12 protein-coding genes are annotated in these 15,718 nt (G+C 47.4%); 11 read left to right on the top strand and 1 reads right to left on the bottom strand.

Features of this window, described 5'->3' with window-relative positions; genetic code table 11:
• The first annotated feature begins 73 nt into the window (after positions 1-73).
• Positions 74-1,783, top strand: coding sequence for a formate--tetrahydrofolate ligase (locus tag ACN083_RS05220; protein WP_419101778.1), 1,710 nt, complete (start codon positions 74-76; stop codon positions 1,781-1,783).
• Positions 1,784-1,880: 97 nt separating this feature from the next.
• Here the strand turns inward: ACN083_RS05220 and ACN083_RS05215 are convergent, their stop codons facing one another.
• Positions 1,881-2,564 (bottom strand): MBL fold metallo-hydrolase, encoded by a 684-nt coding sequence (locus tag ACN083_RS05215; RefSeq protein WP_419101777.1) that lies wholly within the window; start codon positions 2,562-2,564, stop codon positions 1,881-1,883.
• Between the two features lie 228 nt (positions 2,565-2,792).
• On the opposite strand from ACN083_RS05215, the gene uvrA reads away from it, so the two are divergent.
• The 10 genes from uvrA to secG all read left to right on the top strand — a co-directional run bounded on the left by uvrA (position 2,793) and on the right by secG (position 15,682).
• The gene (gene uvrA / locus ACN083_RS05210; protein ID WP_419101776.1) at positions 2,793-5,663 is read left to right on the top strand and encodes an excinuclease ABC subunit UvrA; all 2,871 of its coding nucleotides are present in this window, start codon (positions 2,793-2,795) and stop codon (positions 5,661-5,663) included.
• A 169-nt stretch (positions 5,664-5,832) separates the two neighbouring features.
• Positions 5,833-6,519, top strand: coding sequence for a lysophospholipid acyltransferase family protein (locus ACN083_RS05205; RefSeq protein ID WP_419101775.1), 687 nt, complete (start codon positions 5,833-5,835; stop codon positions 6,517-6,519).
• Between the two features lie 24 nt (positions 6,520-6,543).
• Positions 6,544-8,544, top strand: a complete 2,001-nt coding sequence (gene uvrC, locus ACN083_RS05200; protein ID WP_419101774.1) for an excinuclease ABC subunit UvrC — start codon at positions 6,544-6,546, stop codon at positions 8,542-8,544.
• A 106-nt stretch (positions 8,545-8,650) separates the two neighbouring features.
• Entirely contained in the window at positions 8,651-9,550 is a 900-nt protein-coding gene (gene rapZ / locus ACN083_RS05195) for an RNase adapter RapZ (RefSeq protein WP_419101773.1), read from the top strand.
• Between the two features lie 8 nt (positions 9,551-9,558).
• Positions 9,559-10,593, top strand: coding sequence for a gluconeogenesis factor YvcK family protein (locus tag ACN083_RS05190; RefSeq protein WP_419101772.1), 1,035 nt, complete (start codon positions 9,559-9,561; stop codon positions 10,591-10,593).
• Positions 10,594-10,656: 63 nt separating this feature from the next.
• Positions 10,657-11,625, top strand: coding sequence for a DNA-binding protein WhiA (gene whiA, locus ACN083_RS05185; RefSeq protein WP_419101771.1), 969 nt, complete (start codon positions 10,657-10,659; stop codon positions 11,623-11,625).
• A 381-nt stretch (positions 11,626-12,006) separates the two neighbouring features.
• On the top strand, positions 12,007-13,011 hold the full coding sequence (gap, locus tag ACN083_RS05180; RefSeq protein ID WP_419101770.1) for a type I glyceraldehyde-3-phosphate dehydrogenase: 1,005 nt from the start codon (positions 12,007-12,009) through the stop codon (positions 13,009-13,011).
• 55 nt (positions 13,012-13,066) lie between these two features.
• Complete coding sequence (locus ACN083_RS05175) at positions 13,067-14,290, top strand: phosphoglycerate kinase (RefSeq protein WP_419101769.1); 1,224 nt, start codon at positions 13,067-13,069, stop codon at positions 14,288-14,290.
• A 168-nt stretch (positions 14,291-14,458) separates the two neighbouring features.
• Entirely contained in the window at positions 14,459-15,238 is a 780-nt protein-coding gene (gene tpiA, locus ACN083_RS05170) for a triose-phosphate isomerase (protein ID WP_419101768.1), read from the top strand.
• Positions 15,239-15,427: 189 nt separating this feature from the next.
• The gene (gene secG, locus ACN083_RS05165; RefSeq protein ID WP_419101767.1) at positions 15,428-15,682 is read left to right on the top strand and encodes a preprotein translocase subunit SecG; all 255 of its coding nucleotides are present in this window, start codon (positions 15,428-15,430) and stop codon (positions 15,680-15,682) included.
• The last annotated feature ends 36 nt before the right edge of the window (positions 15,683-15,718 follow it).

Below are 15,718 nucleotides of genomic sequence, written 5' to 3'. Positions count from 1 at the left end.
ACCATAGTGTTTTAGGTCATGTTCAACATAAGATAGGAGACGAGAAAAACTCTCAACAGAGAAGGAACACCTCATGGCACAACCATTTCCTAGCGACCTAGAAATCGCACAGCAAGCAACCCTCAAACCAATTAACGAGATTGCTCAACAAGCAGGCATCAACGAAGACCGCCTCGAAAATTATGGAAAGTACGTAGCAAAAGTTCTTCTAGACGAAACAACTAATGCGCACACCGCACAAGCCCGCAATTCCAAATATATTGTTGTTACTGCCGTAACACCGACCCCACTTGGTGAAGGGAAAACCGCAACCTCTGTCTCACTAGCTCAAGGAATGGGACAGATTGGTAAGAGTGCAATGCTCACCCTACGACAGCCCTCCATGGGACCTACGTTCGGTATCAAAGGAGGCGCAGCCGGTGGCGGATACTCTCAGATTGTCCCCATGGAAAAGCTAAACCTTCACCTCACCGGAGATTTCCATGCGGTAACAGCCGCACATAACATGCTCGCAGCCATGATTGATAACCACCTGCATCACGGCAATGAGCTAGGCATCGACTCCCGAAGTATCTCATGGCGTCGAGTTCTCGACATCAACGACCGCTCCTTACGCAACGTCGTCATCGGGCTTGGCGAGAGAATGGACGGAGTCCCTCGAGAAACCGGCTTCGATATTACTTCCGCCAGCGAAATCATGGTGATTCTTTCTCTCGCAAAATCTCAGCAGGACCTCCAAGAACGCCTTGGCCGTATCGTCATCGGATACACTCATGAAGGTGAGCCCGTTACCGCCAAAGACCTCAAAGCAGACGGTGCGCTCGCCGTTATTCTTTCTGACGCGATACACCCCAACCTCATGCAAACCCTTGAACATACTCCCGCACTGATTCACGCAGGCCCCTTTGGTAATATCGCCACAGGAAACTCCTCAATCCTTGCCGACTATGTTGGGCTTGAACACGCGGATTACGTGATTACAGAAGCTGGCTTCGGTGCAGATATGGGGGCAGAACGCTTCTTCAACGTCAAATGCCGTGTATCAGGTCTTAAACCTGATGCAGCAGTTCTTGTTGTGACTGTACGTTCACTCAAATCTCATTCTGGACGATACACCATCACACCGGGCAAACCTCTTCCACCAGAGCTTCTGGAAGAGAGCCCACACGATGTAGAAGCTGGCGCAGCAAACCTCAAAAAACATTTAGATATCGTTCGCAGCTTCGGAGTACAACCTGTCGTTGCCATCAACGCTTTCCCTAGTGATTACCCTTCAGAGCATGAGGTGATTGCGCGTATCGCCGAAGAATCAGGTGCCCGTGTTGCTATCCATCGTGGCGTTGCTGAAGGTGGACGAGGGACTGTAGAACTTGCAGAAGCAGTCGTTCAAGCATGTGAAGAATCGCATGAGCTCACCTACACCTACAATGACAACGACTCCCTCGCTGAAAAGATTCAAAAAGTTGCTGTCAACGTATATGGCGCAGACGATATTGAGCTGAGTGCATCTGCTCGAAAACAATTACGTCGTTTTGAAGAGCTTGGTTACGGGAAACTTCCGGTTGTTATCGCCAAAACACACCTTTCAATATCTTCTGACCCCAAACTCAAAGGCGCACCTACAGGTTGGACTATGCCCGTACGCGAAGTGCGTCTGGCAGCGGGGGCCGGATACGTTTACGCCATTTGTGGCACCATGCGCACCATGCCCGGGCTAGCTAAATCTCCAGCAGCTGAGCGCATCGGTTTTGACGCAGAAGGAAAAATTACTGGACTGTTCTAAACCAACAGTTTGTACTCCTATCACGACAAATAGCTGGTGGTGGAGAACCTTGCAAGGTTCTCCACCACCAGCTATTTGTACAACATAGTGTGTTTGACTACCAGCCGCGCTCTTTCCACTGCTCTAGAGACGGACGCTCCTGACCTAACGTCGTGCCCTTCCCATGACCTGGAAGAACCACCGTGTCATCCGGAAAAACATCAAATAATTTTGTGGTGACATCATGGAAGAGAGAACAAAAATCTTCTGGAGAATCTGTTTTACCAACTCCACCAGGGAAGAGAGAATCGCCAGAGAAAATAACTGTCGGAAGACCCTCAGCCGTGAGAACACATGCAATAGAACCAGGGGTATGACCTACTAAAGAAATGGTTTCTAAACGATACGAAGAATACTCAAAACGCTCTTGACCATGAAGCTCGTGATGTACCCGATAATTTTCTTGGGACTCAATAGCCTGAATATCTGCTGCCCCAGCATACGTTTTTGCACCAGAGCTCTCAGCAACAGCTTCTAAAGCGCGGATATGATCCCAATGCCCGTGGGTTGTAAAAATAGTCGTAATCCTTGCCGAACCGCCACCATCTAAAACATCATGGCATGCAACGTCACGGGCAAAAGAACATAGACGTTCAGCATCTGCTGCAGCATCAATCATGACCTGCTCACCACTACGAATATCGGTGAGTAGATAAACATTATTTTCCATCTGCGAGACGGACAACGAACGAATCGTTATATCATCAGTCGAAAAAAGAAGAGTACCGAGAGAATCTGTCATGGTATGTAGTCTACTTGGAAAACTTGCTCTACCAGAAGCTCTATGACAGACCAAGACACTAACCGCTCCAAACTAAAACCCCAGCATCCTAGACGAAAAAGAATCCCCATGAGTGAAGTTATATGCGTCAAACTTTTGCACCCCTTGCAACGTAGAGTAGTCAAAGCACCAGAAAACACTTAGAATATATCTTCGAACACATAGATAGTTTTAAGACTGAGGAACACTATGGCAGAGACAACTGCACATCAACAAAACCAAGAACATATCCACGTTCAAGGTGCACGAGAAAACAACCTCAAAAATGTAGACCTCGTTATACCAAGAAACTCCATGGTCGTTTTCACCGGACTCTCCGGCTCCGGAAAATCTTCACTAGCGTTCGATACCATCTTCGCTGAAGGGCAACGCCGCTACGTAGAATCCCTTTCAGCCTATGCACGAATGTTCCTCGGACAAGTAGATAAACCTGACGTAGATTTTATTGAGGGCCTATCGCCAGCAGTTTCCATCGACCAGAAGTCTACCTCAAAAAACCCTCGCTCTACCGTCGGAACTATCACCGAAATCTACGACTATATGCGCCTTCTCTGGGCACGTATCGGACACCCGCATTGCCCCGAATGTGGAGAAGAAATCTCACAACAGAGCCCTCAACAAATCGTCGATCAGCTCATGGCACTACCCGAGAAAACCCGTTTTCAAGTGCTATCTCCCGTCGTCTCAGCACGTAAAGGAGAATTCGTCGACCTCTTCCTAGAACTCTCTGCACAAGGTTTTTCTCGCGCTCGCGTCGACGGAGAGAACATTCAACTTTCTGACCCACCAAAACTCGCTAAACAATATAAACACACTATTGAGGTTGTCGTAGATCGTCTTGTCATTAAAGACAGCATCCAACAACGTCTCACAGACTCCATCGAAACCGCTCTTAAACTGAGCGAAGGAAACGTGCTCATTGACTTTGTCGATGAAGATGAAAACTCACCGACACGTACACGACGTTTTAGCGAACATTTAGCATGCCCTCAAAATCATCCTGTGCAAATGGAAGAAATTGAACCGCGTGTGTTCTCCTTCAACTCCCCATTTGGTGCGTGTTCTGCTTGTGACGGTATTGGGTTTACTCTCGAAGTCGATGAAGACCTGATTATCCCTAATCCTCAAGCAACGATTCGTGAAGGTGCAATTGCTCCGTGGTCACAAGGTAAAGCAACCTCCGAATACTGGATACGTTTGCTAGAAGGCCTTGCACAGGAACTTGACTTCAGCCTTGATACTCCATGGAATAAACTTCCCGCAAAGATTCGTCAGAGCATTCTTAACGGTAAAGATTATAAGGTTACTGTCTCGTATCGAAATCGGTTTGGACGTGAACGACGCTATACCTCTGGTTTTGAAGGCGTCTACGCATACATTAAACGTAAACACGAAGAAACCGAATCTGAATGGTCTAAAGACCGTTACGAACAATATATGCGTAACGTTGCGTGCTCTACCTGTGGGGGAGCACGTCTCAACCGCACGATACTGGCGGTCACTGTAGGCGGAGCTTCCATCGCCGATATTACGGAGATGCCGCTACGAGAGGCTCTTGAGTTCATGCGTTCACTTTCTTTGAGCGAACGTGAAGCGCACATCGCCGACCTCGTACTCAAAGAGATTGACGCGCGTTTGCAGTTCTTACTTGATGTGGGACTAGACTATCTGACATTAGGGCGTGCTGCGTCTACGCTCTCAGGCGGTGAAGCGCAGCGTATTCGTCTGGCCACTCAAATAGGCTCTGGCCTTGTTGGTGTTCTTTATGTTTTAGATGAGCCTTCTATTGGGCTTCACCAAAGAGATAATCGACGTTTAATTGAGACGTTAACAAAATTGCGGGACATGGGAAACACTCTCATCGTGGTAGAACATGATGAAGACACCATGAAAGAAGCGGACTGGATTGTGGATGTTGGTCCTGGTGCTGGTGAACATGGTGGGCGAGTCGTTCATTCTGGAACCTATGAGGAGCTGCTCAACAATACAAAATCGCTGACTGGCGACTATATGGCAAAGCGTCGTGTCATTGATATTCCCAAGGATCGTCGTGCCATTGATAAAAAACGTATGCTCAAGGTATGCGGAGCACGCGAAAACAACCTCAAAAATATTGATGTTTCGTTCCCTCTCGGTGTTTTAACCGCGGTGACGGGTGTTTCTGGTTCAGGTAAATCCACCTTGGTCAATGACATTCTTTACACGGCATTAGCTCAGAAACTTAACGGAGCTAAGCAAGTGCCTGGACGTCATACAAAAATTGTTGGTTCTGAACATCTCGATAAGATTATTCACGTGGACCAATCTCCCATTGGTCGTACGCCTCGTTCTAACCCTGCAACATATACTGGGGTTTTTGACCATATTCGTAAACTTTTTGCTGAGACTCAAGAAGCAAAAATACGTGGTTATCTTCCTGGCCGTTTTTCGTTTAACGTCAAGGGTGGACGATGCGAGGACTGTTCTGGCGATGGAACTCTTAAAATTGAGATGAACTTCTTGCCAGATGTGTATGTTCCGTGCGAAACCTGCCACGGCAAACGATATAACCGCGAGACCTTAGCGGTCTTGTACAAAGGTAAGAGTATCGCTGACGTTCTTGAAATGCCGGTTGAAGAGGCTGCTGAATTCTTTGCCGCTTTTTCTCCCATTGCCCGCCATCTGAATACTTTGGTTGATGTGGGCTTAGGCTATATTCGGTTAGGGCAGCCTGCTACAACATTGTCGGGTGGAGAAGCTCAGCGTGTTAAACTCGCATCTGAATTGCAGAAACGTTCTAATGGGCGTTCTATCTATGTTCTTGATGAGCCAACAACGGGTCTGCACTTTGAAGACATCCGAAAGCTACTACATGTACTTCAGGGGCTTGTTGATAAAGGAAACTCTGTCATCACTATTGAACATAATCTTGACGTTATTAAATCTGCTGACTGGGTGATTGATATGGGTCCTGAAGGTGGTAGCGGTGGCGGAACTGTGATTGCAGAAGGTACTCCCGAAAAAATTAGTACGGTTGAGGGTTCTCATACCGGCGCTTTCTTAGCAGAATTGTTGAACTGACCTTCTCGGGTGTGTTACCAAAATATCTGAGATTGATTTTCAATGGCCATGCTACGTTATGTACGCATAAGGTGAGCTTACGGTTGCTATGATTCTTCTAACTGACTATGGAAAATATGATGTCTTGGGATGTTGATAACAAATCTCTAAACATCGTGGAGGGAAGCTGATGCGACTATATCAGAACACTCAAAAGACCATTACTTTTCTTTTAAGAACTGTATTTCGCGCACGGGTGACAGGATTAGAGAACTTTCCTGAGCGTGGGCCTGTGATTGTGGCTTCTAACCATTTAGCTTTTTTGGACTCCGTGATTATTTCAGCTCTCATGCCTCGGAGAGTGGCGTTTCTGGCAAAATCAGAATACGTTAACACTCCGGGGATACGCGGGAAAATCATGAAGAAGCTATTTGAAGTCATTGATATTATTCCGGTGAATCGTTCTGATCGTTCAGAATCGATGAAAGCCTTAGCGCGCGCCTTAGAGGTATTAGAAGAAGATCGCGTATTTGGTATTTATCCGGAAGGTACACGTTCTTTAGACGGACGTTTATATCGTGGAAAAATTGGTGTGGCATGGTTAGCGCATATGACAGGTGCTCCGGTTATCCCTATTGGTCTAATTGGTACTAATCGCCTTCAGAAACAGGGCTCGATGATGGTTTATCCTCGACGTTTTACTGTGCGTGTGGGAAAACCGTTATATTTTCCTCGCACTGGTGAAAAAATGAGTGGGAAGATGCGTCGAGAAACAACCGATAAAATCATGGATGAAATTGCTCAGCTTTCGGGACAAGCTCGAGAAAATGTTTATAACGTTTCGCCTTCAGCGTCTCGCGATGGAGGAAAAGTTTAAGGCTATCGTAGAGAAAGGTTACGTGTGGCAGATCCAGCAAGTTATCGTCCTGCATCGGGGCAGATACCTACCTCGCCGGGGGTTTATCGTTTTCGTGATGAACACGGCAGAGTAATCTATGTTGGAAAGGCTAAAAACCTTCGCAATCGCCTGAACTCGTATTTTCAGCAGGTCTCAGCGTTAAGCCCTAAAACTTATGCGATGGTGCATGCTGCTGCTTCGGTGGAGTGGACTGTTGTTAAGAATGAGATTGATTCACTTCAATTAGAGTACACTTGGATTAAAGAATATAAGCCACGATATAACATCGTTTTTCGTGACGATAAAACATACCCGTATCTTGCGATTACGATGAAAGATGCTTTCCCTCGTGTGCAGATTATGCGCGGAGAGAAGAAGAAAGGTGTCCGATATTTCGGTCCGTATACACAGGTTTGGGCTATCCGAGAGACCTTGGAGACTCTACTAAAAGTATTTCCATTGCGTACCTGTTCTGCTGGTGTGTTTCGTCGTGCTCAAAAAACAGGACGTTCGTGTCTTCTGGGATATATCAACAAGTGCTCAGCGCCGTGTATTGGTCGTATCTCTGAAGAGGAGCACTATGAATTAGCGCAGCAGCTATGCCGTTTTATGAGTGGTGGTTCTGAGAAGTTTATAGCTGAGCTAAAACAGCAGATGAAGGCGGCTGCCGCTGAACTAGATTTTGAGAAAGCTGCTGGTTTGCGTGATGACCTTCTAGCATTAGAGAAGGTTTTTGAACGGAATACGGTTGTTCTTGCTGATAGTACTCACGCCGATTTTTTTGCTTATGCAGGTAATGAGTTAGAGATTGCGATTCAAGTATTTTTTGTTCGTGCGGGCAAGATCCGTGCTCAGCGCGGGTGGATTGTTGAACGCTCTGGTGAAGAAGAGGACGCTGCCTTAATAGAGAAGCTCTTGATGCAAGTCTATGGAGAATATGTGTTGGGGGAATCAGGAGAGCATGATGACCAAGAACGAAATGAGTTTGAGATTCCTCCTCATATTGTTGTTCCGGTTCTTCCTGAGAATCAGAGCCGTTTAGAGCAATGGCTTTCTCAATGTCGTGGTTCGTCGGTGCGGATTACGAGCTCTCCGCGTGCAGAGCGCCGTGAGCTGTTAGAGACCGTTGAAGAAAACGCACAACAGTCTTTAGCTGTTCATAAGTTACGTCGTGCTGGAGATTTGACGACTCGTTCAGCGTCTTTGGTGGAGCTTCAAGAAGCTTTGGAATTGGACGTTCCTTTATTGCGTATCGAATGCTATGACATTTCTCATATTCAGGGTTCGCATGCGGTAGGGTCAATGGTTGTTTTTGAAGATGGGCTACCTCAAAAAAATCAGTACCGTAAATTCACAATTTCTGAAAAGAATGCTGGCGATGATGTTGGCAGCATGTATGAAGTCATTACACGACGTTTTAAAAGATATCTTCACGAAAAATCTGAAGGGACGAAAAATTCTTCTACCTCTGACTCGGGTATAGAGCGCTCTACACCAAAGTTTGCGTATCCTCCTAACTTGCTGTTAGTGGATGGTGCGAGCGCTCAGGTGGCTGCAGCTGAACGTGCCCTAGCAGATTTGAATATTGAGGGTGTATATGTTGCGGGTATTGCTAAAAGACTAGAAGAAATATGGGTTTTAGATGATGAGTTTCCGATTATTTTGCCTCGTTCGTCGCAGGCTCTTTTCTTGATTCAGCGTATTCGTGATGAGGCTCATCGTTTTGCAATTACTTTTCATCGTTCTCGCCGTGCCAAGGCTATGGTGGCTTCTGTACTATCAGGTATTGATGGTCTGGGGGAGAAGAAGCGTCAGGCATTATTGGATTATTTTGGGTCTTTAGCAGAAGTCAAAAAAGCTTCGTTGCAAGAGCTTCAACAGGTGCCAGGTATTGGTCCTGCTTTGGCTCAAAAAATTATGGATTATTTTATGGTTGAGGTAGGGGAGTCTGACGTTGATACGAGGGGTGTTGATATGTCTACGGGAGAACTTTTAGATAGCTAAGTTTTAGTTTCATCATGTACGGTAGTAGCTAGGAGTAGCATCAGTGTAAACTAATACATATTTTAGTTTTGGAGATGTTCTCAGAGCTGACGAAAGAGACAAAGCTATGGTTGATACTCATAACCTCGAAGTAGTGAGGGAAAAACGTCCTGAGATTCTCGTCGTAACGGGTATTTCTGGGGCTGGACGAAGCACCGCTGCCAATGTCCTCGAAGATGAGGGTTGGTATGTTGTTGATAATATCCCACCGCAGATGTTGCAGGCTCTAGCTGATTTGGTGATGCGTGCCCCTGATGCGATGCCGCGTCTTGCTATTGGTATTGATGTGCGGGCACGTGCGTTGTTTAATGATTTGCCGAGTGCTATTGATACCTTGCGTAAGTCTAATGTGAACTTCCGGATGTTGTTCCTTGACGCTAAAGATGAGGATATTATCGCTCGATATGAGTCTCAGCGTCGTCCTCATCCGTTACAGGGTGAAGGGCGTGTTGTTGATGGTATTGCTCGTGAGCGTAAGATTTTTGAGGCTTTGAAAGAAGCCGCTGATTCTGTGATTGATACTTCTGGAAAGAACGTGCATGAGCTCGCTCATGTGATTCGTTCGATGTATTCTTCGAGCAAACCTGGTGTTTTGAATCTGACGGTTATGAGCTTTGGATTCAAATATGGTGCTCCGACTGATGCGAACTATATGGCAGATATGCGTTTTATTCCGAATCCTCATTGGGTTCCGGAATTGCGCCCTTACACTGGTGAGGATGCTCCAGTTCGTGACTATGTGATGGAGAACCCTGGAACGATAGAGTTTCTTGAGAACTATATGAAGACTCTGAAACCTGTTCTGAAGGGGTATCGTCAAGAGGGTAAGCATTACGCCACGATTGCTATTGGTTGTACCGGTGGTAAGCATCGTTCTGTTGCTGTTTCTACAGAGATTGCTCGTCGTCTCCGTGAATTGCCTGATGTGAATGTGAATCTGCAACATCGAGATATGGGGCGAGAATAACAGTGAGCATGTATCAGTTACCTACCGCTCCTATTAAGTTACCTGAGAATCTGAGAACTTTTAAAGATCGTTCTCGTCGTCATCGTCCGGTAAAAGTTGCTGCTCTTGGTGGCGGGCATGGGTTGTATGGCTCGTTATCTGCTTTGCGTCACGTGACTTCTGATTTGACGGCTATTGTGACGGTTGCTGATGACGGTGGTTCTTCTGGTCGGTTACGTCAAGATTTTGGGGTGTTACCTCCAGGAGATTTGCGTATGGCGTTGAGCGCTTTATGTGATGATACTGATTGGGGTCGGACGTGGCGTGATGTGATGCAGCGTCGTTTCCATTCGACGGTTCAGAATCCTTCGAGTGGTTTAGAAGATCATGCTTTAGGCAATCTGTTGATTGTGACCTTGTGGCAATTACTTGAAGACACTGTCGCTGGTTTGGACTGGGCTGGGGCTTTGCTGAATGCTCGTGGTCGGGTTCTGCCGATGTCTTGTGAACCGTTGGTGATTGAAGGCGATGACGTCCGTTATGATGATGCTGGAGTGCCAGTGGTCGATCATGTTGTCGGTCAGGTTAATGTTGCTAAGGTGGCTCGGGCTGAGAATGTGAAGCTCACTCCTGAAGGCGCTGAGGCTTGTGAAGAGTCTGTTCAATCGATTCTTGAAGCTGACTGGGTGATTCTTGGTCCTGGTTCTTGGTTTACGTCGGTTCTTCCTCATCTATTATTGCCGGGGATTCGCGATGCGTTATTGCAGACTGAGGCGAAGATTTGTGTGGTGATGAATCTTGAGCTGGAGGATCGGGAGACTTTGGGAATGAGTGCTTCTGAGCATCTTCGTATTTTGCGTAAATACGTTCCAGAATTTAGGCTTAACGCGGTGATAGCGGATTGTGACGGTATGGGCTCACCTGATGAGCTTAATAAGGTCGCGGTTGAGCTGGGCGGTAAGGTTTTTTGGAGATCTGTGCGTAATAGTGTGGAAAGAAACGTGCACGACCCGCTTAAGCTTGGAGCGGCCTATCAAGAAGTGTTTAGAACTTATTTGTCGTAGCGGTATTTCACTGTTGTTTATGAAGGTGACATCGCATCTATATGTTTTTGGAGGAATTGCCGTATGGCACTAACGGCTTCGGTTAAAGAAGAACTTGCCCGTTATGAATCGACGAAGTCTTCGGTTCGTAAGGCTGAGGTCTCAACTATTTTGCGTTTTACCAGTGGTTTGCATTTGGTGTCGGGCAAGATTGTGATTGAGTCTGAGGTGGATCTTGAATCTACTGCTTTGCGTTTGCAATATAACATTGCTGAGATGTATGGGCGTGAGTCTGAGATTACGTCGGTCTCTGGTGGTGGTTTACGACGAGGTGGCCGTTATATTGTTCGTGTCACTAGTGGCGGTGAAGCATTGGCTCGTCAGACTGGTCTTTTAGATAGTCGAGGTCGTCCTGTGCGTGGTTTGCCTCCTGCCGTGGTGAACGGTTCGTTAGCTGATGCTGAGGCTGTGATGCGTGGTGCGTTTTTGGCACATGGGTCTTTGACGGAGCCTGGTCGTTCTTCAGCATTAGAGTTTACGTGTCCTGGTCCGGAGGCGGCTCTTGCTTTGGTTGGTGCTGCTCGGCGTCTTGACGTTATTGCTAAGGCCCGTGAGGTGCGTGGCGTGGATCGTGTTGTCGTGCGTGATGGTGAGACTATCGGCATGTTGTTGGAACGTATGGGTGCTAATGAGACGTTGAATAGTTGGCGTGAACGTCGTGCCCGTAAAGAAGTTCGAGCTACGGCTAATCGTTTGGCTAATTTTGATGATGCTAATTTGCGTCGTTCTGCTCAGGCTGCTGTTGCGGCTGGTGCTCGTGTGGAGCGTGCTTTGGAGATTCTTGGTGATAGGGTTCCGGAGCATTTGCGATATGCGGGGGAGTTGCGTGTTGCTCATAAGCAGGCGTCTTTGGATGAATTAGGGCGTTTGGCTGATCCGCCTATGACCAAGGACGCTATCGCTGGTCGTATTCGTCGTTTGTTAGCTATGGCGGATAAGCGTGCTTCTGAGTTGGGAATTCCTGGTACAGATGCTGGTCATGGTGATTTGTAGCCTGTAGACATAAGCAAGGCTCATGGGTCTGAGGTTTTGCCTCAGGCCCATTGTTTTTGTGGGATGAGTACACACATCAATGTGGGGATGTGTGTGTATTGTGTATGTTGCTATTCCTCTTTGAGGGATAAAAACTGTAAAAGGCACGAAAAACAACAGTTGTTTTGGGGATAAAACGGAGTTTTCCAAAAATTCACCAAATAAAACTACAGAAACACACCCAAACTCACATATTTTGTCGTAAGATATTAATAGAACCGGACGGAAGCCCAAGGAACTTTAGGGCTAAACCACATAAGGTAAGGTTCTAAGGTCGAGAAAGTGAGACTTTCGCTTTCCGTCCTCTAATAATTCACTGAATAATGAGGAGTTTGATTCCCAGTGACTGTACGTGTAGCAATTAACGGCTTTGGCCGCATCGGTCGTACCTTCTTCCGCGCAGCAGCAAAAGATGGCGCAGGATTCGAAATTGTCGCAGTTAACGACCTAACTGACGCAAAAACTTTGGCACACCTGCTCAAGTACGATTCCATCATGGGCACCTTCGAAAGTGATGTTCAGGTCAAAGACGGCAACCTTGTTGTCGATGGCAAAGAAATCAAGATTCTTGCAGAGCGCGAGCCTGCAAACCTTCCTTGGGCAGACCTCGGCGTAGACGTTGTTCTCGAATCCACCGGTCTTTTCACCGACGGCACCAAAGCTAAAGCTCACATCGAAGCTGGCGCAAAGAAGGTTATTCTTTCTGCACCCGGTAAGAACATCGACGGCACCTTCGTCATGGGTGTTAACGACAGCGATTACGATTCTGAGACTATGCACATCGTCTCTAACGCATCTTGCACCACCAACTGCCTCGCACCTATGGCAAAGGTTCTCAACGACAAGTTCGGTATCGAACGCGGCTTGATGACCACCATCCACGCATACACCGCTGACCAGCGCCTACTCGATGCACCTCACCGCGACCTTCGTCGCGCACGTGCAGCAGCGTTGAACATGGTACCTACCTCCACCGGTGCAGCAGCAGCAGTTGGACTCGTTCTTCCTGAACTCAAGGGTAAACTTGACGGCTTGGCAGTTCGCGTTCCTACCCCCACCGGCTCTGTTGTTGACTTGACCTTCGAAGCTTCTAAAGAAGTTACCGTTGAAGAAGTTAACGCAGCAGTACGTGAAGCAGCTGAAAGCGAATTCGCAGGCATCATCAAGTACAACGAAGACCCCATCGTCTCCAAGGACATCGAAGGTGAGCCTATCTCTACCGTATTCGACGCACCTTTGACCAAGGTTATTGGTAACCAGGTTAAGGTCTTCGCATGGTACGACAACGAATACGGTTACGTATCACGCCTTGTTATGTTCACCAACAAAGTCGTAGCAGCTCTCTAATCTAGACTGCCTTTTAGGTACTTTGTCTCAACCAACTGTATTGGAGAAGAACATCATGGCACACGCTCTCGATGAACTCATCGCTGAAGGTGTATCGGGCCGTCACGTTCTCGTTCGCTCAGACTTGAACGTGCCACTTAAAGGCACCACCGTTACGGACGACGGACGTGTTAAAGCATCATTGCCAGTTTTGAAAAAACTAGCAGATGCCGGAGCACGTGTTATCGTTACCGCTCACCTCGGCCGCCCCAAAGGCAAAGTGGATCCACAATACTCCATCGCGCCGGCAGCTGCACGTCTTGCAGAACTTGCAGACTTCAACGTTGTTGTTGCAACTGACGTTGTTGGCGAAGACGCTCAAGCTAAAGCTGCTGCTTTGAAGGACGGCGAAGTACTCGTTGTAGAGAACGTTCGTTACGACGCACGTGAAACCTCAAAAGACGATACTGAACGCGGCGCATTCGCTGACGAGCTCGTAGCGCTCACCGGCGAAAACGGAGCATACGTTGACGACGCCTTCGGTGCCGTTCACCGTAAACATGCATCTGTCTACGATGTTGCAAAACGTCTTCCTTCCTACCTTGGCGACCTCGTCAAAAAAGAAGTTGATGTTTTGGCAAAGACCCTCAACAATCCAGAGCGTCCTTTCGTCGTGGTCATGGGTGGATCCAAAGTTTCCGATAAGCTTGCCGTCATCGACAACCTCATCGGTAAAGCAGACACCCTACTCATCGGCGGCGGTATGGGCTACACCTTTGCAGCTGCACAAGGCTACAAAGTAGGTAAGTCCATCCTCGAAGAAGACCAAATCGAGAACGTTCAGCGATACTTGAAAGAAGCTCCTGAAAAAGGAACCGAAATCATCATCGCAAGCGACATCGTTTGGTCTGACGACTTCTCTAACGACGCAAACACCGAGATTCGCCCCATCGAAGACCTCGAAGGCGGAAAACTCGGAGCTGAAGCAGAAGGTCTGGATATCGGTCCTAAAACCCGTGAAATCTTTGCTGAAAAGATTAAGGGCGCTAAGACCGTATTCTGGAACGGCCCAGTTGGTGTCTTCGAAATTCCAGCATTCTCTGAAGGAACCAAGAGCGTTGCGCAAGCACTCGTCTCTTCAGAAGCATTCTCTATTATTGGCGGCGGCGACTCAGCTTCAGCTGTTCGCAACCTCGGTTTTGACGATGCACAGTTTGGACACATTTCCACCGGTGGTGGAGCTTCCCTCGAATACATTGAAGGTAAGACTCTTCCCGGATTAGACGCACTAGGTGCCTAAAAATATCTAGAGATGGCGGGTTACCTTTGGTGACCCGCCATTGTCGTATAACAGCACCAGTAGATATGCTTAGAGACGTAAGCTCTTCAAAACCGTAAACTAACTCGGTGCTCACATCTAGACGTATTTTAACATCGCCGCATTAGCGGAGAAAAGGACTCAACAAATATGACCCGCAAACCTTTTATTGCCGGTAACTGGAAAATGAATATGGATCACACCCAAGGTGTGACTTTGATGCAGAAGCTTGCGTGGACTCTTGACGACGCAAACTTCAACTACGACAACACCGAAGTTGTTGTGTTTCCACCCTTTACCGATATTCGCTCCGTGCAGACCCTCGTAGATGGGGACAAACTTCAGGTACGATACGGGGCACAAGACCTATCCGATAAAGACTCTGGCGCATACACCGGAGATATCTCCGGAGCATTCCTCTCAAAACTCGGTGCACGCTATGTTCTCGTCGGACACTCAGAACGTCGTACCATCCACGCCGAAAGCGATGCTATCTGCGCAGCAAAAGTACAAGCTGCATACCGTCACGAACTCACGCCCGTCTTGTGTGTTGGTGAAGGGCTAGAAACTCGTGAAGCTGGAAACCACGTTGAATTTACTCTAGAACAGCTTCGTGGCTCCATTGAAGGACTCACCGCAGAACAAGCTGAAACACTTGTGATTGCATACGAACCAGTATGGGCAATCGGCACCGGAAAAGTAGCAACTTCTGCTGACGCTCAAGAAATGTCTGCAGCAATCCGAGCCGAAATGGAGAAACTCTACAACGCTGACGTCGCTGAAAAAGTTCGTGTACTCTACGGCGGATCTGTTAAAGCGACTTCTGCACCAGAAATTTTGGCAGAAAACGATGTTGACGGCGTTCTTGTCGGTGGCGCTTCTCTCGATGCTGTTGAGTTCGCTCAGATTGCACATTTCGACGCACGCTAAATAATCTCAAGGGGCTTAAACTTCTGGTGGTATATACAGAACATCAATATCACCAGAAGTTTAAGTACCTATAGATGGCGAAGAAGTTCAGAATATAGAAGAACTCATTAGCCATCGGAGCAAAAATTAGCGTATAGTTTTCTTGTGCCCTTATCGGGCTTAATACACAATTGCGGACGAAAGGCTCTCGTGGAGACTCTCAAAATCACGTTGATGGTGATTATCGCTATTGCGAGCGTACTAACAATCTTGTTGGTGCTCCTGAACCGTAGCAAGGGCGGCGGCCTTTCAGATATGTTCGGAGGCGGCATGACTACCTCCCTGAACTCATCAGGATCTGCCTCAAAGAACCTCGTGCGACTAACCATTACGGTTATCCTCATCTGGGTATTTGCTATTGTCAGCTACGGTTTGGTGCTTCGTTTCGAAAGCGCAATGGTCTAAAGAAAAGTTTTTATATAACAACATTAAAGAGTTGGG

Source organism: Rothia sp. CCM 9418 (assembly GCF_048512825.1).
GTDB lineage: Bacteria > Actinomycetota > Actinomycetes > Actinomycetales > Micrococcaceae > Rothia.
The sequence above is the reverse complement of the archived record's forward strand: the minus strand, read 5'-3'. Positions and strand labels throughout refer to the sequence as shown.

What these genes read in the sequence shown, in the direction of transcription:
- ACN083_RS05190 (WP_419101772.1), top strand. Translation starts at nt 9,559, where the DNA reads ATGTATCAGTTACCTACCGCTCCTATTAAGTTACCTGAGAATCTGAGA.
- tpiA (WP_419101768.1), top strand. Translation starts at nt 14,459, where the DNA reads ATGACCCGCAAACCTTTTATTGCCGGTAACTGGAAAATGAATATGGAT.
- ACN083_RS05215 (WP_419101777.1), bottom strand. Translation starts at nt 2,564, where the DNA reads ATGACAGATTCTCTCGGTACTCTTCTTTTTTCGACTGATGATATAACG.
- whiA (WP_419101771.1), top strand. Translation starts at nt 10,657, where the DNA reads ATGGCACTAACGGCTTCGGTTAAAGAAGAACTTGCCCGTTATGAATCG.
- ACN083_RS05205 (WP_419101775.1), top strand. Translation starts at nt 5,833, where the DNA reads ATGCGACTATATCAGAACACTCAAAAGACCATTACTTTTCTTTTAAGA.
- ACN083_RS05175 (WP_419101769.1), top strand. Translation starts at nt 13,067, where the DNA reads ATGGCACACGCTCTCGATGAACTCATCGCTGAAGGTGTATCGGGCCGT.
- rapZ (WP_419101773.1), top strand. Translation starts at nt 8,651, where the DNA reads ATGGTTGATACTCATAACCTCGAAGTAGTGAGGGAAAAACGTCCTGAG.
- uvrA (WP_419101776.1), top strand. Translation starts at nt 2,793, where the DNA reads ATGGCAGAGACAACTGCACATCAACAAAACCAAGAACATATCCACGTT.
- ACN083_RS05220 (WP_419101778.1), top strand. Translation starts at nt 74, where the DNA reads ATGGCACAACCATTTCCTAGCGACCTAGAAATCGCACAGCAAGCAACC.